This is a genomic window from Streptomyces sp. NPDC026246 (assembly GCF_055567995.1).
Map to the genome: position 1 here is coordinate 838,041 of NZ_JBVHPJ010000002.1, position 20,511 is coordinate 858,551.

Sequence of the window (20,511 nt, forward strand, 5' to 3'; positions counted from 1 at the left end):
GGCGGCCGTCACGGGCGGCTCAGGGCGACTGCGGCGCCGAGTTCCTGGTGTCCTGGGGCGGGGTGTCGCCGTCGTCACCGGCCGTGGTCAGCCAGGCGCCGACGCCGAGCGCCGCCGCCAGGGCGACCGCGCCCGCGCCCAGGGCCACCCGGCGGCGCCGGGCCGCGGCGCGGTTGCGGGCCGAGCCGGGGCGGGGGGCGCCGGGGGCGCGGGGCGCCCGGGCGGTGCCGTGGGCGCCGCCGGCCAGCTCGTCGGGCGCCGGGACGCGCATCGAGGTGTGGGTGTCGCGGTTGGAGTCGGCCGGTTTCGCGCCCGGCACCAGGGGGACGGCCCCGCGGCGGCGTACCCGCTCCCCGGCCGGTGCCGCCGGGGCGGGCTGCTCCGGGCGGCCGGCGTCCTCGTCGGAGTCGGTGTCCGGCTCGTCCACCTCCAGGGGCGGCATGCCCGCGAGCATCGGCAGCAGCTCCCGCAGCCGGGCGCCCAGCTCGGACGCCCGCAGCCGGGAGGCGGGGGCCTTGGCGAGGCACTGCACGAGCAGCTGCCACAGCTCGTCCGGGATGCCGGGCAGCGGGACGACCGTCTCCGTGACATGCCGGCGCAGGACCGCGCCGGGGTGGCCGCCGCCGAACGGGGTGAAGCCCGCGAGGAGCTCGTAGAGGACCGTGGCGAGCGCGTAGATGTCGACGGCCGCGCGCGGGGGCAGACCCTCGACGATCTCCGGGGCGAGGTAGTCGGGGGTGCCGATGATCTTCGTGGCCTTGGTGCGGCGCGGGGTGTCGATGAGCTTGGCCACACCGAAGTCGGTCAGCAGCGCGCGGTGCGAGCCGCCGGGGCCGAGGGGTCCCTGCATGTCGAGCAGGACGTTCTCCGGCTTCACGTCCCGGTGCACCACGCCCGCGGCGTGCGCGGCGGCCAGTCCGTCGGCCACGTCGGCCGCGATGGCGACGGCCGCCTCGGGCGCGAGCCGGCGGTCGCGGTCCAGGCGGGTGCGCAGGTCCGTGCCGCGGACGAGGTCCATGACGAGGGCGAGGTCGTTGCCGTCGACGACCAGGTCGCGCACGGACACCACGTGGGGGTGCTCCAGACCGAGCAGGGCCGTGCGCTCCTGGACGAAGCGCCCCACGAGCTCCTGGTCGGACGCGAGGTCCTCGCGCAGCAGCTTGATGGCGACGGGACCCTCGGGACCCTCGCCCAGCCACACCGTGCCGGCGCTGCCCCGCCCGAGGATCTGGTGGGCGGTGTACCGGCTGCCGATCTTCCGTGCCAAGGCTGCTCCTACCGACGCGTGTTGTCGTTAAAACTACGCGTCCGGGGAGCCAACCTTCACCGGGGAGGCGGAAATCACCCGCCAGGTGTCGACAAATCTCCAACCTGGCGGGCCGGTTCCGGTCAGTTCGTGCCGGAACCGCTCCCTCCGAGCTTCTCGAACCAGCCGGTCACCGTGGAGAACCAGTCGGTGAGCTGCTCCCAGTAGCCCTTGGTGGTGCCGATCCACTCCTGGAGCGGGCTCAGCTCCCACACCAGCCAGCCCGCGACGAACAGGATGACGAGCGTGAACAGACAGCCCTTCAGGCAGCCGAGCCCGGGGATGCGCATCGGATTGGCGCTGCGCTGCCGGGGTTGCCGTGGTTCGCGCTGGGGCCGCTGCGGCTGCTGGGGCTGTGCCGGGGGCGCGGGCGGGGCGTAGCGCTGCGGCGGCTGGGGCCGCTGCGGCTGGGGGGCGTACTGCTGGGGCTGCGGGGCGTACTGCTGTTGCTGTTGCTGCGGGTAGCCGTAGCCGGGGGCCGGCGGGGGCGCCTGGCGGCGCGGGGGCTGCTGGGGCCGGGCGACCTGGCGCTGCGGGCGGCGGCGCAGCGGGTCCTCGTTCGGGTCGAGGTACTGGACCTGTGTCTGCTCGTTGCGGTCGCGGGCCGCGCGCAGCTGGTTCTGCCAGGGGTGCGGGTCCTCGGGACCGCCCTGCTGGTTCTGCTGTCCGGGGTGGCCGGGCGCGCCGGGCGGGACCGGCGGCATGACGGCGGTCGGGTCGGCGGCGCCCCGGTGGTTCATGACGGCGGTGGGGTCGGCGGCGCCGGCCGGACCGGCGGTGTGCGGCAGGACGCTGGTCGCGGCGTTCGGGTCGTAGGAGCCGGCGCCCTGCGGGAGGACCTGGGTCGGGTCGGCCGCGCCCGGCGTGTCCGGCACCGGCGCGGGGGCCGGGTCGGGCAGCAGGAGCGCGCCGACGCCCTCGGCGGCGGCGATCTGCGCGGAGTTCGCGTGCACCCCGATGCCCTCGGCGACGACGCGCAGGCCCCGGGCGAGGTTCAGGGCACTGGGCCGCTCGTCGGGGTTCTTGCGCAGGCACCGCTCGATGACCGTCCACAGTGGGTCCGGGACGGTGGAGGGGCGGCGCGGCTCGGCGCTCAGGTGCTGGTGCAGCACCTCCAGGGCGGAGCCGCCGGAGAACGGCGGGCGGCCGGTGACCAGCTCGTACAGCAGGATGCCGGCGCCGTAGATGTCGACGGCGGAGGTCTGCGGGCGGCCCTCGGCGGACTCGGGGGCGACGTACGCGGGCGTGCCGACGAACTCCTGGGTGCGGGTGAGGCCCGGGGAGTCGGCGAGACGGGCGATGCCGAAGTCGGTCAGCAGCGGGTGCATCCGCCCGTCGTACTGCTTCAGCAGCACGTTGGCCGGCTTGAGGTCGCGGTGGACGACGCCGTCGGCGTGGCTGGCGGCGAGCGCGTCGGCGATCTGGGCCGTGAGCAGCGCCGCCGCGACGGGTGTGAAGGGCCCGTTCTCGCGCAGGTAGCGGTGCAGGTCGGGACCGTCGACGAGGTCCATGACCAGGGCCAGCAGCTCGCCCTCGACGACCAGGTCGCGGACCCGGACGATGTTGGGGTGGGTGAGCCGGAGCAGCACGGACCGCTCGCGCAGGAACCGCATGACGATGTCCGGGTCGCCGGCCAGCTCCTCCTTGAGGACCTTGATCGCGACGGTCTCGCCGGGCTGCCCCGGCACGGCCGCCTCGGCGCCCGCGGTCTCGCGCTGGCGGGCTCGCCAGACGGTGCCCGTGGCGCCGCGTCCGAGCGGCTCCTCGAGCAGGTACTTGCTGCCTACCGGCCGCACGTCATGCGCTCCCTGGTGCTTGCCTTGCCTGCTGGCCTGTCCGCCCCACTGTAGTGCCGGGCGCCTGAGACCGGAGTGTCGTCTTTCTGTGGGTCTTACGTAACCGCTCCCACGCTCGTTCGAAGGAAAGACGCGCACCTCGGTCTCCTGGTTGCCGGTTACGGGCGTGACCGATCTCAAGCGGTCGCCCTCCGGGCCGTTCTCCGGCACTTTTGCGGGCAGAGCCGACCAATCAAGATCACCTTTTCCGGAGGAGCGGGCGCGTTGTCGGTGGCAGGTGCGAGGATGCGTGCAGTACTGGCCGACGTGCTGGGGCGGGGTGGGGGACTCCGCGCCCGGGCAGAAGGGACCGCTGACGGCGATGCAGATCCGGCTGACCGTCGTAGATCCGCTGGGCGCATCGGCTCCGGGGCGGGACCGTGCCCCACGCAGCGACGTCCTGGTCACGGCACCGGCCGGCACGGCGCTCGCGGCGGTGGCCTCCGCCCTCGCCCAGGCGGTCTCCGGCGGTGACGGCTCGGGCACGCCCGTGCTGTACGCCGGGGAGCAGCGGCTGGACGCCCAGCGCTGCACGCTCGGCGAGCCGCCGCTGACCGACGGTGCCGTGCTGTCCGTGGGCGCGCCCGGGGAGCCCGAGCCGCACCCCGAGCTGGCGGACGCCCCGGCGCAGCTCCAGGTCGTCGCGGGGCCCGACGCCGGCGGTGTCCATCTCCTGAACGGCGGCGAGATCCGTATCGGCCGCTCGGCCGACGCCGACGTGCCCCTCGACGACCCGGACGTCTCCCGGCTGCACTGCGCGGTGACGGTCGGGGCGGACGGCCGTGTCTCCGTCGCCGACCTGGACTCCACGAACGGCACGACGCTCGACGGCGTCCGGGTGGGCGGCCGTGCCGTCGGTCTCGCGCCGGGTGCGCTGCTGCGGATCGGCGAGTCCGCGCTGCGGCTGGCTCCGGCGGGCGGGCCCGGGGGCCGGGTGGCGACGACTCCCGACGGCGAGGGGCACGTGCGCGTGCCGGGCCCCTCGGGCGGGGGGAGGGAGCCTTCCACGGCGGCCGTGGGCCCCTCGGGTCCGACGTACCACGGCTACGGTCCGGGGGCGTGGGGCGCACCGGGCGGCTCCGGGGCGCCCGGGGTGGTGCCCGGGCAGGGTGCGGCGCCCCGGATCGAGAACGACGGCGCGGCGCCGACGCGGGAGTCCGGGGACGCGCGGGGGCCGGGCGGGACCCCGCGCACGTCCTTCGAGGTGCGGCCGTCGGGTTTCGGGGTGCGGCCGCCGGAAGAGAGTTCCGGGCCGTCCCGCCGTCAGGGTGAGTCCCGTGCGTCGAGCGGCGACGGGGACACGCACGCGGGGCGTTCCGGCTTCGCGGTGCACGGCGAAGCCGCCGACGGTGGCGGGACCGCCCCGGCGCGCGGACGGGGCGAGGCCCGCCCCGCCGAGGACGCCCCTCCCGCCGTGCCCCGGCCCCGGGCCACGGACGGCCCGTCGACCGACGGCTCCCCCCGCCGGGACGGCGGCACGGGCGGACGGGCCACCCACCGGCCGACGGCACGGGCCGGGTCCGCAGCCCCCGACCTGGGTGACGGCAGCTCAGGCGGACGGGAGGGCCAGCGTCCCGGAGCCGGGGGCCCCCGCCAGGGGGACGACAGCGCAGGCCGCTGGGACGCACAGCGGCCCCGAACCGGAAGCCCCGATCACCACGACGGCGGTGGCACGGACCTCTGGGACGCGCCCCGGTCCGGAGCGGGAAACCCCCACCACGGGGACGACAGCACGGGTGGGCGGGACACCCACCGGCCCGGAGCCGGAGGCCCTGGTGTCCAGGGGGACGACAGCGCAGGCCGCTGGGACGCGCCCCGGTCCGGAGCCGGAAACCCCCACCAGGGGGACGGCAGCACGGGCGGGCGGGACACCCACCGGCCCGGAGCCGGAACGCCCGATCACCACGACGGCAGCGGCGTGGACCGCTGGGGCGCGCCCCAGTCCGGAGCCGGAAACCCCCACCACGGGGACGACAGCACGGGCGGGCGGGACACCCACCGTCCTGGAGCCGGAAGCCCCGGCCACCACGACGGCAGCGGCGTGGACCGCTGGGGCGGGCCCCGGCCCGGAGCCGGAACGCCCGATCACCACCACGGCAGCACAGGCGGGCCGGGCACCCACCGGCCCGGAGGCCGGGTGGCCGATCGCCCGGATGTGGAGATCGGTGACCGTGGGGGCCACCGGGGCGGCGGCGCCGGCATCGACGACCCCGCGGCCTCCGACGAGCGCGGCGGTGGGCGCAAGGGCACTCCCCTGCGGGGCACGGACGTGCCGTCGGGGACCCGCCGGCGCGGGCTGGGAGCGTGGGCGCGGCGACTGGCCGGTGGCCGCGGGGAGCAGGCCCCGGACCCGTACGAGGTGGACGAGGACGAGCCGCCCGCGGTGGTCGCGCCGGACCGTTCGGCGTTCGCCGCCGCGCCCGTGCGGGAGACCTGGCCGGATCCGGCCGCGTTGCTGCTGACGGCCCTGGGCCCGGGGCCCCGGCTCTGGGAGCGCGGGCCGGGCCACTCCGAGGCGCTGGCCGTGCGGCTGGGTACGGCCGACCGGCCCGCGCCGGACGGCTCGGGCCTGCTGCCCGCCGTGCCGGTGACGGCCGGGCTGCGCGAGGTCGGCGCGCTGGGGCTGGCCGGGCCGCGGGCGCGGCTGGCCGGGCTCGCCCGGGCGGTGCTGGCACAGCTCGCCGCGCTGCACTCCCCCGACACCCTGGAGATCGTCCTGATCGCCGCGGACCGCTCGCGGCCCCTGGAGGAGCGCGCGGCCGAGTGGTCCTGGCTGGGCTGGCTGCCGCACGTCCGCCCGGGGCACGGGCAGGACTGCCGGCTGCTCCTCGCCCACGACCGTGAACAGGCCGCGGCCCGCACGGACGAGCTCACGCGCCGGCTGGAGGACCAGTCGGCCGAGGCGGTACCGGCACCCGGCGCCCCGGCGGTGGGCGCCTCGCCCGCGCGCGCTCCGGAGGATGCCCGGTCGCCCGGCGACGGTCCCTCCGTGCCCGCGCCGCGCCGTCCTTCGTGGGCCCCCGACGACGAGGCCGGCACCGGCCGGGCGGCCGCGTTCCCCGGCCCGTACACCGTGCTCGTCGTCGACGGCGACCCGGGCGGGGCGGACCTGCGCAAGGCCGTGGCGCGGCTGGCGCTGGAGGGGCCCCGGGCCGGGATCCACGTCCTGTGCCTGGCCGAGACCGCCGCTGCCTCCCCGGCCTCCCCCGTGACGGAGACCTACGAGGCGGCGTGCTCCGTGGCGCCGACGTTCCGGCAGTGTGGTGCCGTCGCCCTGCTCAGCGGGGACGTGGCGACGGCCCTGCGGCTGGTGCGGGTGGCCCGGGCCGGCGGCGACGGCGCGCCGGCCGGGCCGGTCGGGCACGGCACGATCGCCACGGTCGACGCCGTGTCGCCCGCCTGGGCGGAGCGGTTCGCGCGGGCGCTCGCGCCGCTGCGCACCGACGAGGCGGGCGGTGGGCGGCAGCCGCGGGTCTCCGCTCCGCTGCCCCAGTCGGCCCGGCTGCTGGACGAACTGGGCCTGGCCCGGGCCACTCCCGCCTCCCTCATGGCGCGCTGGGCGGACGCCGCCGACGACGCCGAGGCCCTGGGTGGGCGGGTGCGTGCGGTGCTGGGCGCCGGACCGCGCGGCCCGGTGTGCGCGGACCTCGCGGCGCAGGGACCGCACCTGCTGGTCGAGGGCCCGCCGGGCAGCGGCCGTACGGAGCTGCTGCGGACGGTCGTCGCGTCCCTGGCCGCCGCCGAGCGGCCGGACCGGCTGGGCATCGTCCTGGTCGACGGCCGGGGCGGGCCGGGCGCGGGCGGCGGTCCGGGCGACGGTCTGCGGCTGTGTACGGACGTACCGCACGTCACCACCTACCTCACGGCCCACGACCCGGTGCTGATGCGGGAGTTCGCGCAGTCGCTGAGCGCCGAGCTGAAGCGGCGCAGCGAGCTGCTGGGGCGATCCGGCTTCGCCGAGTGGCACACCGGGCGGGAGCTGTCGGGCCGGATGGTCACCCAGCGCACCGCGACCGGCCGGGGCGGGGCCGAGACCCCGGCGGAGGGGGCCGGGGACCTGGACTCGCCGTCCAGTTCGACCATCCGGCTGCGCTCCGGAGCCGCACGCCGGCAGACCGAGGCGGCGGCGCCCCCGCTGCCCCGGCTCGTGGTGGTGGTCGACGACCTGGACGCCCTGGTCTCCCCCGCCCTCGGCTCGACCGGGCGGCCCGCGGCCGGATCGGTGATGCGCGCCCTGGAGGCCGTGGCCCGTGAGGGCGAGCGGCTCGGGGTGCACCTGGTGGCCGCCACCGGCCCCTGCCCGCGCACCGCGGAGACCGAACCGGCCCGCCGGGCCACCCTGCGCGTCACGCTCGACGAACCCGCCCCGGGCCCGGACGAACCAGCGCCGGGCCGCGGCAGCCTGACCGGGGCGGACGGGCGCCGCATCCCGTTCCAGGGGGGCCGGGTCACCGGCCGGATCCCGCGGACGGCGACGCTGCGCCCCACGGTCGTGCCCCTGGAATGGCACCGCATGGGTGACCCTCCGGCCCGGCGCCCGGTGCGGGAGCTCGGAAACGGCCCGACCGACCTGGCACTGTTGGCCAGCGCGCTGGAAAGGGCGGCGCGGGAGGTCGCGGCGGTCCGGGTTCCGTCGCTCCTGTGACGGGGTGCGGCCCCCGGTCCCACCGGACGGGCCCGGCCACGCCCCTGGTCACGAGGGAGTCACGATCGCCCGGTTGACAGCGGACGCCATCTTGCCGCCCCCGCACACCCGGGCGTAGACCAGATCGCACGGGAGCGCGCTCGACGTTCGACGAGGAACGAAGAACGGGGCAGTCATGCGCAAGACGACCAGGACCATCCGGACACGCCGGTCGCCCGAGCGGGACCGGACGACCCCCCACAGCCGCACGGCCACCAGGGCCGCGGCAGCCGTCGCCGCGGGAGCGCTCGCGCTCTCGCTCACCGCCTGCGGGGGCGACGACGACAGCGGTTCCGACAGCGGCACCTCGGAGGAAACCGCCAGTCAGGTCACCCTGCCGAAGCTGAACGGGACGAGCCTGGAGGTCGCCGCCGTGTGGAGCGGCACCGAACAGGCCAACTTCAAGAAGGTGCTGGCGGAGTTCGAGAAGCGGACGGGCGCCAAGGTGACGTTCGTGCCGGCCCAGGACCCGATCATCAACTTCATCGGCTCGAAGGTGGCCGGCGGGCAGCCGCCGGACATCGCGATGCTGCCGCAGCCCGGCGCCATCAAGCAGGCCGTCGACAAGGGCTGGGCCAAGCCGCTGGGTTCCGAGGCCCTCAAGGAGCTCGGCGAGAACTACTCGCAGGGCTGGCAGGACATCGGCAAGGTGGACGGCAAGGGCTACGGGGTCTACTACAAGGCCGCCAACAAGTCGCTGATCTGGTACAACAACCAGGTCTTCGAGAACGCCGGGGCGAACGAGCCCGAGACCTGGCCGGAGCTGCTGAACACCGCGCAGACGGTGTTCGACTCCGGCGTCACGCCGTTCTCGGTCGGCGGTTCCGAGGGCTGGACGCTCACCGACTGGTTCGAGAACGTCTACCTCTCCCAGGCCGGCCCGGAGAAGTACGACCAGCTGGCCAAGCACGAGATCAAGTGGACGGACCCGTCCGTCAAGGACGCGCTCACCACCCTCGCGCAGGTCTGGGGCAAGCCCGACTGGATCGCGGGCGGGGCGAACGGGGCACTGCAGACCGACTTCCCGGCCTCCGTCACGCAGGTGTTCACCGGCGGGGACCAGCCCAAGGCCGCCATGGTCGCCGCGGGTGACTTCGCCCAGGTCAACATCCCCACGAGCATGAAGGTCGGCACGGACGCGAAGGTGTTCCCCTTCCCGGCGGTCGGCGACAACGGCCCGGTCGTCTCGGGCGGTGACGCGGCCGTGATCCTGGAGGACTCGAAGGGGGCGCAGGCGCTCGCCACCTGGCTGGCCTCGCCGGACGCGGCCACCATCCAGGCCAAGCTCGGCGGTTACCTCTCGCCGAACAAGAACGTGCCCGACTCCGCCTATCCGAACGCGGTCCAGCAGAAGATCGCCAAGGCGCTCATCGACGCCGGTGACGACTTCCGCTTCGACATGTCCGACCAGGCCCCGCAGGCCTTCGGCGGCACGCCCGGCAAGGGTGAGTGGAAGATCCTGCAGGACTTCCTGAAGAACCCGAAGGACATCGCGGGCACGCAGGCGAAGCTGGAGGCCGAAGCGGCCGCGGCGTACGGGAACTGACGTCATGACGTCGGCCACGGCGGCAGGGGGCGCCACGCCCCCTGCCGCTCCCAAGTCGCGCAAGAGCGTGACCGGCACCCGCAGGACGGTCGCGGTGCTGTTCCTGCTGCCCGCGCTCGTCCTGCTCGGCGCGCTCGTGGTGTACCCGATCGGGTACTCGGTGGTCCGCAGCTTCTACGACCAGTCCGGCGACGGCTTCGCCGGCATCGACAACTACAAGGCCCTCTTCACCGACGAGGGCATCCGCACCGCGCTGAAGAACAACATCATCTGGGTGGTGTTCGCCCCCACGGTGGCGACGGCCCTCGGCCTGGTCTTCGCGGTGCTGACCGAACGGGTGCGCTGGGGAACGGCGTTCAAGCTGGTCGTCTTCATGCCGATGGCGATCTCCATGCTGGCGGCGGGCATCATCTTCCGCCTGGTGTACGACCAGGACCCGGACAAGGGCGTGGCGAACGCGGTGTGGGTGGGGGTGCACGACACCTTCGCCCAGTCCTCGGCGTTCCCCAAGGCCCACCCGGGCCGGCAGTCGCCGCTGGCGCCGGCCGGGGGCGGGGCGTTCGTCACCACGTCGCCGGTGCGCGCCGGCGAGGCCGTCCCGCTGCCGCTCGTGGGCGTGGCGCCGGACCTGATGCCGGACGACGCGAAGCGGGCCGCGGCGCCGAAGCCCGAACCGGGCAAGGTGACCGGCACGACCTGGCAGGACTTCACGCGCGGCAAGGGCGTCGGCACGCTGAACGGCGTCGACCCGTCCGAGCTGGGCTACGCCGGCATGCGGATCGAGGCCGTGAAGGACGGCAGGGTCGTGGCCTCGACGACGGCCGCGGGCGACGGCACCTTCACGCTGCCCGCATCGGCCGACGGGGCGCAACTGCGGCTGCCGGCGAGCAACTTCAAGGAGCCGTACAACGGCCTGGACTGGCTCGGCCCGTCCCTGGTCACCCCGGCCATCATCGGCTCGTACATCTGGATGTGGGCCGGCTTCGCGATGGTGCTGATCGCGGCCGGGCTCGCGAGTGTGCCCCGGGAGCTGATGGAGGCGGCCCGGGTGGACGGTGCGAGTGAGTGGCAGGTGTTCAGACGGGTCACGGTGCCGCTGCTGGCGCCGGTCCTCGCGGTCGTCACCGTCACCCTGATGATCAACGTGCTGAAGGTCTTCGACCTGGTCTTCATCATCGCCCCGGGTTCCTCCCAGGACGACGCGAACGTCCTAGCCCTGGAGCTGTACCGCAAGGGCTTCTCCGAGGACCAGCCGGGCATCGCCAGCGCCATCTCGGTGTTCCTGCTGCTCCTGGTCATCCCCGTGATGTGGTTCAACGTGCGCCGGCTCAGGCGGGAGGTGCGGCGATGAAGGCCGGACAGTCACTGGGATCGCGGCTCGCGGGAGCGGTCAGCGGCGGGGTGCTGCGGGTGTTCCTCGTCGTCGTGGGGCTGTTCTGGCTGGTGCCGACCATCGGGCTGCTGCTGTCCAGTCTCCGTTCGCCCGAGGACATCGCGGCGAGCGGCTGGTGGAAGGTGTTCACCGAGCCCTCGCAGATCACCTTCGACAGCTACGCGAAGCTGCTGCAGAACGAGGACATCACCAGCTCCCTGGTGAACACCGTCTGGATCACCGTGCCGGCGACGGTGCTGGTCGTGATCATCGGTTCGCTCGCCGGTTACGCCTTCGCGTGGATGGAGTTCCCCGGCCGGGACTGGTGGTTCCTGGGCGTGGTCGGGCTGCTGGTGGTGCCCGTGCAGGTCGCGCTCATCCCGATCGCCGAACTCTTCGGCACCATCGGCATCTTCGGTTCGGTGCTCGGCGTGGTGCTGTTCCACGTCGGTTTCGGACTGCCGTTCGCGGTGTTCCTGCTGCGGAACTTCTTCGCGGAGATCCCGCGGGAGCTGCTGGAGGCGGCCCGGCTGGACGGGGCGGGTGAACTGCGCCTGTTCTTCCGGGTGGTCATGCCGCTGGGGGCCCCGGCGATCGCCGCGCTCGGCATCTTCCAGTTCTTGTGGGTGTGGAACGACCTGCTGGTCGCGCTGATCTTCTCCGACTCCGGGAGCCAGCCGATCACCGTCGCACTCCAGACGCAGGTACGGCAGTTCGGCAACAACATCGACGTACTGGCGCCCGGCGCGTTCATCTCGATGGTGGTCCCGTTGGCCGTGTTCTTCGCGTTCCAGCGGCAGTTCGTGTCCGGCGTCATGGCCGGAGCGGTCAAGTAGGCGGCACGGGAGGCGAGTTGAGGGGGCGGGCCGGGAGCGGACCGCCCCTTCGGCGTTCCCCCGGATGACGTAGCCGCCGTAACCAACCGGCCCCGCCGGCCGTTCCCGGGCCGAACGCCCGCGCCGACCGATGGATGCCTCTTGCCCAGGTTCAGTGTCATTGTCCCCGCGTACCAGGTTCAGGCGTACCTGCACGAGTGCCTCGAATCGGTGCTCTCCCAGTCCTGTCCCGATCTGGAACTGATCGTCGTCGACGACGCCTCACCGGACGCGTGCGGGGCGATCATCGACGAGTTCGCCGCGCGCGACCCCCGCGTCCGTCCCGTCCACCTGCCCGAGAACGTCGGCCTGGGTCCCGCCAGGAACGCCGGGGCGGCCCACGCCTGCGGCGACTACCTGCTCTTCCTGGACAGCGACGACACCCTCACCCCGGACTCGCTGCGCTCGATCGCCGACCGGCTCAAGGAGACGGGCGAGCCCGACGTCCTCGTCTTCGACTACGCGCGCACCTACTGGACCGGGGAGGCGGTCCGCAACCAGGCGGCCCTGCAACTGGCCGAGCAGGGCCCCGCCCCGTTCCGCCTGGAGGACCGCCCGGGTCTGCTGCGGCTGCTGATGGTCGCCTGGAACAAGGCCTACCGGCGCGAGTTCGTCGAGGCCAAGGGGTTCGCGTTCCCGCCCGGCTGGTACGAGGACACGCCCTGGACGTACCCGGTGCTGATGACGGCGGACTCCCTCGCGACCCTGGACCGGGTGTGCGTGCACTACCGGCAGCGACGGCAGGGCAGCATCCTGCGCACCACCAGCGACCGGCACTTCGACGTGTTCGACCAGTACGACCGGGTCTTCGCGTTCCTCGACGGGCGTCCCGAGCTGGCCCGGTGGCGGCCGGTGCTGTTCCGCCGCATGGTCCACCACCTGGCGATCGTCTACGCGCGGCGGGACCGGCTGCCCCGCGGCTCCCGCGCACGGTTCCTGCGGCAGGCCCGCGCCCACTACCGCCGCTACCGCACCCCCGGCGCCCCCGTCCCCCTGCGGTGCCGCATCCACCACACCCTGATCCGCTTCGGCCTGCACCGCACCTACCGCGCCCTCCAGCTGGCGTCGGCCGTGCACCGCGCCGCGGCCCGGACCACGCGGCGGCTGCGGCGCGGCCTGCGGTCGGCCGGGCTGCGGGCCCACTACCGCGTGCAGCGCTGCCTGCCGCTGCGCGCCGACCGGGCCGTCTTCAGCGCGTACGACGGGCGCGGCCACAGCTGCAGCCCGGGGGCGCTGGAGACCGCGTTCCGCGGCCTCGCCCCGCACGTGCGCACCGCGTGGGCCGCCCGTCCCGAGCACCACCACGCGATCCCGCCGGGTCCCCGCCGGCTGGTGCCCGGCACGGCCGCCTACTGGACGGCGCTCGCCCGCTCCCGGTACCTGGTCAGCAACACCGGGTTCGACCACGGCCTCGCCAAACGCCGGGGCCAGGTCCTGATCCAGACCGGGCAGGGCACCCCGCTCGGGCACATCGGCCTGGACCTCCAGGAACGCCCGGCGGCGGCCCGCGGCCGGGACTTCGGACGGCTGCTCAAGGACGTCGACGCCTGGGACTACGTGCTGTCGGCCAACCGCCACACGACCCTGACCCACCAGCGCGTCCACCCCGGCCGCTACACCACGCTGGAGTACGGCTGCCCGCGCAACGACGTGTTCCGGACGGCGACCGCGGCGGACGTGGCCCGGCTGCGCTCCTCCCTCGGCATCCCCGAGGGCACGGTGGCGATCCTGTACGCGCCGACCCACCGCGACTACCGCCGCTCCCAGCGCCACAGCCTCGACCTGCAGCGGATCGTGCGCCGCCTGGGCCCGCGCTACATGGTCCTGGCCCGCGCCCACCACGCCTACGGCGCCCCGCTGACCGAGGGCGGCGGCCGGGTCGTGGACGTCTCCGGGCACCCGAGCGTGGAATCGCTCTGCCTGGCCTCGGACGCCCTGGTCACGGACTACTCGTCGCTGATGTTCGACTACGCCAACCTCGACCGGCCCATCGTCATCCACGCCGACGACTGGGAGGCCTACGAGGCGGCCCGCGGCACCTACTTCGACCTGCGCGCCTTCCCGCCCGGTGCGATCGCCCGCGGCGAGGACGAACTGATCGACATCTTCGCCACCGGCCACTGGCGCGGCTCCCGCTCCGCACAGTTGCGCTCGGCGTTCCGCAGGCGGTTCTGCACCTGGGACGACGGCCGGGCCGCGGAGCGGGTGGTGCGCCGGGTCGTCCTCGGGGAGACCGAGCTGCCGCCGGTGGTGCCGCTGGAGGAGCGCTGCCCGGTGCCGTCGGCGGCGGCCTCACTGACCCGGGAACCGCTCACCACGGTGCCGCGGCCGGCGGGCCCCGGGGTCGTGACCGACGTCCGGTGACCACGGCCGCCCGGGGAGCCCGCAGGCCGTCCGGTCCCTCACGGCCGACGCCGAGCCGGCCGCCCTCCTGGCGCCCCTCGGGGGTCCCGGGCCGTGCGCCCCGCCGAGCGGGGCGCGGCAGGCGCCCGTGCCCCGTCCCACCCGCCAACCCTCGACAGAGAGAGCAGAATGCCCCGCTTCAGCATCGTCGTCCCGTCCCATGGCGTCGCGGGCCGGCTGTCCCTGGCACTCGACTCGGTCCTCGCCCAGTCCTTCGGCGACTTCGAGGTGATCCCGGTGTGCGACGCACCCGACGCGCCGGGGGCGGACGTCGCCGCCGGGTACGCCGCACGGGACCGCCGCGTGACGGTGGTGTACTCCCCCGCGCCGGACGGGCTGGCCGGGGCGCGCAACACCGGGCTGCGGGCGGCGGGCGGCGGGCACGTGCTGTTCCTCGACGGTGACGACGTCCTGGCCCCGGGGGCGCTGGCGGCACTGGCCGCCCGGCTGGACGCGGTGGGCGAGGCCGACGTCCTGCACTTCGAGCACGAGCGCGTCCCGTGGTGGGAGGGCGAGCCGGCCAACCCGGCCGCGGCCGTCCTGGCCGGGACACCGGCCGGTGCCTTCTCCCCCGACCGGGCCCCGCGGCTGACCGGGGTGGCGCTCCCGGCGTGGAGCGCGGCCTACCGCCGGGCCTTCCTCGCCGAGGAGGACATCACCTTCCCCGGCGGTCACTTCACCGACATCGGCTTCGGCGGTCAGGCGGCGCTGCGGGCCCGGCGGGTGGCGGTCCTGCGCACGGTCGTGGTCCGCCACCACCTCCGCCGCCAGGGCAACCGCCTCAACCTGCCCGGTGAGCACCACCGCGAACTGCTCGACCAGTGCGAGCTGGTGCTGACGCGGGCGGCGGAACTCGGCGTGCCGGCCGAGCGGCGGGGGCCGCTGTTCGAGCAGCTCTTCGCCGCCGTGCTGAAGACCGCCGCGCATCCCGGGCGGCTGCCGGCCGGGCGGCGGGCCTTCTTCCGGCGGGCCAGCCTGCTGTACCGGCGGCACCGCCCCGACGGCTACCGGGCGCCCGGCGGCAGCCTCGGCGTGCAGCACCGGCTGCTGGCGTCCGGCTCGTACGCCGCCTTCCGCGCCCTGCGCGCCGCCAACCGGCGGGCCGCCCGGGCCGCCGCCCTGCTGCCCCACCCGCGTGGCCTGCGCACCCGGCTGCGTTACGCGGTCGACCTGCGGCTGCCGATCGACGAGAACCTGGTCGTGTACTGCGCGTACTGGGGCCGCGGTTACGCCTGCAGCCCGGCCGCGATCCACGCCAAGGCCCGCGAACTCGCCCCGCACCTGCGCGCGGTGTTCCTGGTGGAGCCGGACGCGGTGGGCAGCATGCCGAAGGACGTGGAGTACGCGGTGATCGGCAGCCGGGAGTACTGGCGGGTGCTGGCCCGCGCCAAGTACCTGGTGAACAACGCCAACTTCGCGGACGCCGTGGTCAAACGCCCCGGCAGCGTGCACCTGCAGACCCAGCACGGCACCCCGCTGAAGAAGATGGGCGCCGACCAGTCGACGTACCCGGTGGTCGCCGCCGCGACCGGCAGCATCGGCAGGCTGCTGGCCCGGGTGGACCGCTGGGACTACAACCTCACCTCCAACCGGCACTCCACGCAGATGTGGGAGTCGGCCTTCCCCGGTGCGCACGAGACCCTCGAGTACGGCTATCCGCGCAACGACGTGTACTGCACGGCGTCCGCCGAGGACGTGGCCCGGGTGCGGAAGGAACTCGGCGTCCCGGACGGCAAGAAGGCCCTGCTGTACGCGCCCACCCACCGCGACTACGCCACCGGTTTCGCCTCGGGCCCAGACCTGGCGGAGTTCTGCGAGGCGATCGGCGACGAGTACGTGGTCCTGTTGCGCGCCCACTACTTCTACGACCGGGGGCCGGGTAGCCGCGGGGGCGGCCGGATCATCGACGTCACCGGGCACCGCTCGTCGGAGGACGTGTGCCTGGCGGCCGACGCGCTGATCACCGACTACTCGTCGATCATGTTCGACTACGCGAACCTGGACCGCCCGATCGTGGTGTACGCCGACGACTGGGACGTCTACCGCGAGACCCGGGGCGTCTACTTCGACCTGATGGAGTGCCCGCCCGGCCGCGTCGCCCGGACACCCGGGGAGCTGGCCGCGGTGTTCCGCGACGGCGCCTGGGCGGACGAGCGGGCCGCGGCGCTGCGGGCCGCGTTCCGGGAGCGGTTCTGCCAGTTCGACGACGGGCGCGCGGCGGAGCGCGTCGTGCGCCGGGTGCTGCTGGGCGAGCCGCCCGAGTCGATCCCGCCCGTGACCCCGCTCGCGCAGCGGGTCCCGGCCCCCGCGGCCGCCACCCTCGTAAGGAGCTGACCGAAGAAGTGCCCCGCTTCAGCATCATCGTGCCCGTCTACAACGTGCAGGGGTTCCTGCGCGAGTGTCTCGACTCGGTGCTCGGCCAGTCCCACGGCGACTTCGAGGTGATCGCCGTGGACGACCGCTCCCCCGACGGCAGCGGCGCGATCCTCGACGAGTACGCCGCCCGGGACTCCCGGGTGCGGGTGCTGCACCTGCCCGAGAACGTCGGCCTGGGCCGCGCCCGCAACGCCGGTCTGGACGAGGCGGCGGGCGACTACGTGCTGTTCCTCGACAGCGACGACCGCTACACGCCCGGGCTGCTGGCCGCCGTCGCCGCGCGACTGACCGCGGCGGGCGACCCGGACATCCTGGTCTTCGACCACGTGCGCACCCACTGGTGGGGCCGGGGCGGTCGCAGCGAGGCGGCGGACCTGCTGGCCGCCGCGGGTCTGGGCACCTTCCGCATCCGGGAGGAGCCCGCGTACCTGAACCTGTTCCTGGTCGCCTGGAACAAGGCCTACCGACGGGACTTCCTCCAGGGACACGGCCTGCGGTACGCACCCGGACTGTACGAGGACGCGCCGGTGACCTACCGGTCGATGGTGCTGGCGGAACGGATCGCCTGCCTGGACCGGATCGGCGTGGAGTACCGGCAGCGCCGGCAGGGCGCCATCACCAGGACGCCGGGTCGCCGGCACTTCGAGATCTTCGCGCAGTACGCGGGCCTGTTCGCCTTCCTCGAGGAGCGGCCCGACCTGGACTGGGCGCGCCCGCTGCTGCTGGAGCGGGCCCTGGACCACATGCTGTTCGTGCTGGCCCGCGAGGACCGCGTACGGCCCGCCGACCGGGCCGCGTTCTACCGCGAGATCCGTGCCTTCCACCGCCGTCACCTGCCCGAGGGTGGATTCCGCCGTCCGGAGGGCTGGCGCGGGCTGGAGATGCGGCTGCTGGCGTCGGCCCCCTACCCGTCGTACGCCGTGGTGCGCGGGCTGCGGGAGGTGCGGGCGGCCGCGCGCGGCAGGCAGCGCAAGGTGACGCAGAAGGCCGCGCAGAGCGCGCTGCGCACCTGGTACGCGGCCCAGTCCCGGCGGCCCCTGGACCCGCATCTGGCGGTCTACGCGGCCAACCACCACCGCGGGGTGAGCGGCGACCCGGCCGCGATCCACGCCGCAGCCCGGGAACTCGCCCCGCACATCCGGGGCGTGTGGGTGGTGCGGGAGGACGCGGTGGACGCGCTGCCGCCCGGCGTCGACCACGTCACCCCGGGCTCGCGCCGCTACCACGAGGTCATGGCCCGGGCCACGTACTGGGTCAACGACGTCAACTGGCCCGGCACCCTGGCCAAGCGGCCGGGCAGCGTGCACATCCACACCCACCAGGGCACCCCGCTGAAGTACATGGGCGCGGACCTGCTGACCAAGCCGGGCGCCCGGCACGGCTTCGACGTGCCGCAGATGCTGCGCCGGGCCGACCGCTGGGACTACAGCCTGGTCGCCGGGCGGCACGCGGAGCTGGCCTGGGAGCGCGCCTACCCGTGCCACTTCACGTCGCTGCGCACGGGCAGTCCGCGCAACGACGTGCTGGTCGGAGCGGGGCCGGAGCGGGGCGCGGCGGTGCGCGAGCGGCTCGGCATCCCGGCGGGGAACACGGTGGTGCTGTACGCGCCGACCCGCCGTGACTACCGCAAGGGCGGCCATGTCGACCGGTTCGACCCGGCCCGCTTCGCCGAGGACCTCGGGCCGGGCCACACCCTGGTCGTCCGGCTGCACCCCTCGCTGGCCGGCGGCATCGCGCGCGGGCTGGGCCTGTCCGACCTGCACCGGCGGGGCGTGGTGGTCGACGCGACGGACGAGCCGCACGTCGAGGACGTGATGCTCGCCTCCGACGTGCTGGTCACCGACTACTCGGCCCTGATGTTCGACTACGTGCTGCTGGACCGGCCGGTGGTGGTGCACGCCGACGACTGGGGCGCGTTCACCGCCAGCCGGGGCGCCTACTTCGACGTCACGGCCGACGCCCCGGGGCACGTGACCCGCTCCTACCCGGAACTGGCGCGGCTGTTCGCCTCCGGCACCTGGCAGGACGCCGAGGCGGCCCGCCGGCGGGCCGACTTCCGGTCCCGGTACTGCGAGTTCGAGGACGGGCGGGCCGCCGAACGGGTCGTCCGCCTGCTGATGCTGGGCGAGCGGAGCGGGGCGCTGCTGCCCGCGGCCCGCCGGACCCCCGCCGTGTCCGTGCGGTCCGGGGCGCTGATCGAGGGATGACGACACCGACCACTCCCGAGGCGCTTCCGTCGCTGCCCGGCCAGCGCGCCCCCTCGGCCCGGCCCGCGGCGGCGCCCGGGCGGCCGGGGCCGGTGCGGTGGTGGCACGCGGCCTTGGTGGCCGTGCCGACCGCGGCCCTGTTCGTGCTGGGCTACCGGCGCCGCTGGATCTGCGACGACGGGCTGATCTACCTGCGTCCGGTCCGGCAGATCCTGGCGGGCAACGGGCCGGTGTTCAACGTGGGCGAGCGCGCGGAGAGTTCGACCGGCACCCTGTGGCAGTGGCTGCTCGCCCTCGCCACCTGGGTCACCGGAGCGGACCCGGCGTTCCTCGCGGTGGGGACCGGACTGCTGCTGAGCACCGCCGGGTTCGCGTTCGCCCTGCTCGCCACGTGCCGGCTGCACCGCGGGGCCGGGCTGCTGCTGCCCGCGGGTGTGTGCGTGCTGCTGGCGGTGCCGCCGTTCTGGTCGTACATGACCTCCGGGCTGGAGAGCGGGCTCGGTGCCTTCTGGACCGGCCTGGCGTGGTGGCTGCTGACGCGCACGCGGCCGGGGCGGGAGCCCCGGGAGACGTACGCGGCCGCCTTCGTGTTCGGGCTGGGGCCGCTGGTCCGGCCGGACCTGGCGGTGGTCACGGTGTGCTTCCTGGCCGCGCAGTGGTGGGTGCTGCGGCCCTCGCGCCGGGGCACCGCGGCCGTGCTGGCCTCGGCGGGAGCGCTGCCGCTGGCCTACGAGGTGTTCCGGGCCGGGTACTACGGGATCCTGGTGCCGCTGCCCGCCATCGCCAAGGAGGCGAGTGCCAGCGACTGGAGCCGGGGGGCCGGGTACGTGCAGGAGACGCTCGGGCCGTACTGGCTGTGGCCCGTCGTGCCGGTGCTCGGCGCTCTGCTGGTGCTGCTGGCGCGCCGCACGCGCCGGCAGCGGCGGGACCGCGTCCCGGGCGGGTCCTCGCTGGTGGTGCTGCTTGCGCCACCGGCGGCGGGTGCGCTCCTCGCCGGGTACGTCGTGCGGGTCGGCGGCGACTACATGCACGCCCGCATGATCCTGCCGGCGCTCCTGCTGCTGCTCCTGCCGGTGCTGGTCGTCCCGGCGAACCGGGTCACCGGTGCGGCGAGCGCGCTGCTGGTGGTGTGGCTGTGCGCGGCGGTCAGCCCGCTGCGGGCGCCGTTCGACGTGCGCAGCACCCCGGGGTCGTTCAACGTGCGCAGCTCCGACGTGGAGGGGCTGGGCGACCACAACCCGGTGCGCACGGGCACCTGGGTGCGCAACTGGCCCGCCCTGCCCGAGGGGCGGCGCATGCTGGCCGAGGCGGTGCGCTCGCCCCGGCCGACCCTGCTGTACTTCGACGCCGGGCGGCGGCTGCACGCCACGCCGATGCGGCCGGGAGCGCCGTACCACGTGGTGATGGTGGGCCGGCATCTCGGTGTCACGGGTGCGGCGGCGCCGCTCGACGCGTACGTCAACGACGCCTGGGGGCTGGCCAGTCCGATCGGCGCGCATCTGGCGCTGGAGCGGTGGAGCTGGCCGGGGCACGAGAAGTTCCTGCGCAACCACTGGGTCTTCGCGGAGTGGGCGCTCGCCGAGCCGCCGCGGCGCGACCTGCTGCGGGCGGGGGTCTCGCGGGAGACGGTCGGGGCGGCCCGGGCCGCTCTGGGCTGCGGGGAACTGGCCGAGCTGAGGGAGTCGGTGCGGGCGCCGCTGACCGCCCAGCGGTTCTGGGACAACCTCACCGGGGCGTTCGAGCGGACCCGGTTCCGGTTCGCGCGCTGGCCGGCGGCCGCCGAGCGGGCGTTGTGCGACTGACGGCGGGCAGGTGGGCCAAGCCGCCTCACCCGATGAAGTGATCCGGGGTCAGGGCAGGCGTAGGGGCGGGAACGATCGGCGCATGCCTGTGACCCCTCTGCACCT

At 75.0% G+C, this 20,511-nt stretch carries 10 protein-coding genes; 8 read left to right on the plus strand and 2 right to left on the minus strand.

The genetic code is table 11. The features are described from left to right. Nucleotides 1-19: 19 nt before the first annotated feature. Together ACZ4M5_RS07910 and ACZ4M5_RS07915 are read right to left on the minus strand one after the other, a co-directional pair. A complete protein-coding gene (locus ACZ4M5_RS07910) occupies nt 20-1,267 on the minus strand; it encodes a serine/threonine-protein kinase (RefSeq protein WP_467734156.1) in 1,248 nt (415 codons plus the stop codon). 122 nt (nt 1,268-1,389) lie between these two features. After that, nucleotides 1,390-3,102 (minus strand): serine/threonine-protein kinase, encoded by a 1,713-nt coding sequence (locus tag ACZ4M5_RS07915; RefSeq protein WP_467734158.1) that lies wholly within the window; start codon nt 3,100-3,102, stop codon nt 1,390-1,392. 361 nt (nt 3,103-3,463) lie between these two features. On the opposite strand from ACZ4M5_RS07915, the gene ACZ4M5_RS07920 reads away from it, so the two are divergent. From ACZ4M5_RS07920 to ACZ4M5_RS07955, 8 genes are all read left to right on the plus strand, one after another. Beyond that, nucleotides 3,464-7,786 carry an FHA domain-containing protein gene (locus ACZ4M5_RS07920; protein WP_467734288.1) on the plus strand — a complete coding sequence of 1,441 codons (4,323 nt, stop codon included), beginning with the start codon at nt 3,464-3,466 and terminating at the stop codon, nt 7,784-7,786. 175 nt (nt 7,787-7,961) lie between these two features. Beyond that, nucleotides 7,962-9,371, plus strand: a complete 1,410-nt coding sequence (locus ACZ4M5_RS07925; RefSeq protein ID WP_467734160.1) for an ABC transporter substrate-binding protein — start codon at nt 7,962-7,964, stop codon at nt 9,369-9,371. A 4-nt stretch (nt 9,372-9,375) separates the two neighbouring features. Beyond that, complete coding sequence (locus tag ACZ4M5_RS07930) at nt 9,376-10,722, plus strand: carbohydrate ABC transporter permease (protein ID WP_467734162.1); 1,347 nt, start codon at nt 9,376-9,378, stop codon at nt 10,720-10,722. Next, nucleotides 10,719-11,579 (plus strand): carbohydrate ABC transporter permease, encoded by an 861-nt coding sequence (locus tag ACZ4M5_RS07935; RefSeq protein WP_467734164.1) that lies wholly within the window; start codon nt 10,719-10,721, stop codon nt 11,577-11,579. Before ACZ4M5_RS07930 ends, ACZ4M5_RS07935 begins: the two co-directional genes overlap by 4 nt. Nucleotides 11,580-11,720: 141 nt before the next feature. Further along, nucleotides 11,721-13,982 (plus strand): bifunctional glycosyltransferase/CDP-glycerol:glycerophosphate glycerophosphotransferase, encoded by a 2,262-nt coding sequence (locus ACZ4M5_RS07940; RefSeq protein WP_467734166.1) that lies wholly within the window; start codon nt 11,721-11,723, stop codon nt 13,980-13,982. Between the two features lie 168 nt (nt 13,983-14,150). Continuing rightward, a complete protein-coding gene (locus ACZ4M5_RS07945; protein WP_467734168.1) occupies nt 14,151-16,355 on the plus strand; it encodes a bifunctional glycosyltransferase/CDP-glycerol:glycerophosphate glycerophosphotransferase in 2,205 nt (734 codons plus the stop codon). Nucleotides 16,356-16,363: 8 nt separating this feature from the next. After that, nucleotides 16,364-18,604, plus strand: coding sequence for a bifunctional glycosyltransferase/CDP-glycerol:glycerophosphate glycerophosphotransferase (locus ACZ4M5_RS07950; RefSeq protein WP_467734169.1), 2,241 nt, complete (start codon nt 16,364-16,366; stop codon nt 18,602-18,604). After that, nucleotides 18,601-20,406, plus strand: coding sequence for an arabinofuranosyltransferase AftB family protein (locus tag ACZ4M5_RS07955; RefSeq protein ID WP_467734171.1), 1,806 nt, complete (start codon nt 18,601-18,603; stop codon nt 20,404-20,406). The genes ACZ4M5_RS07950 and ACZ4M5_RS07955 overlap by 4 nt, the downstream gene beginning before the upstream one ends. Nucleotides 20,407-20,511: the final 105 nt, after the last annotated feature.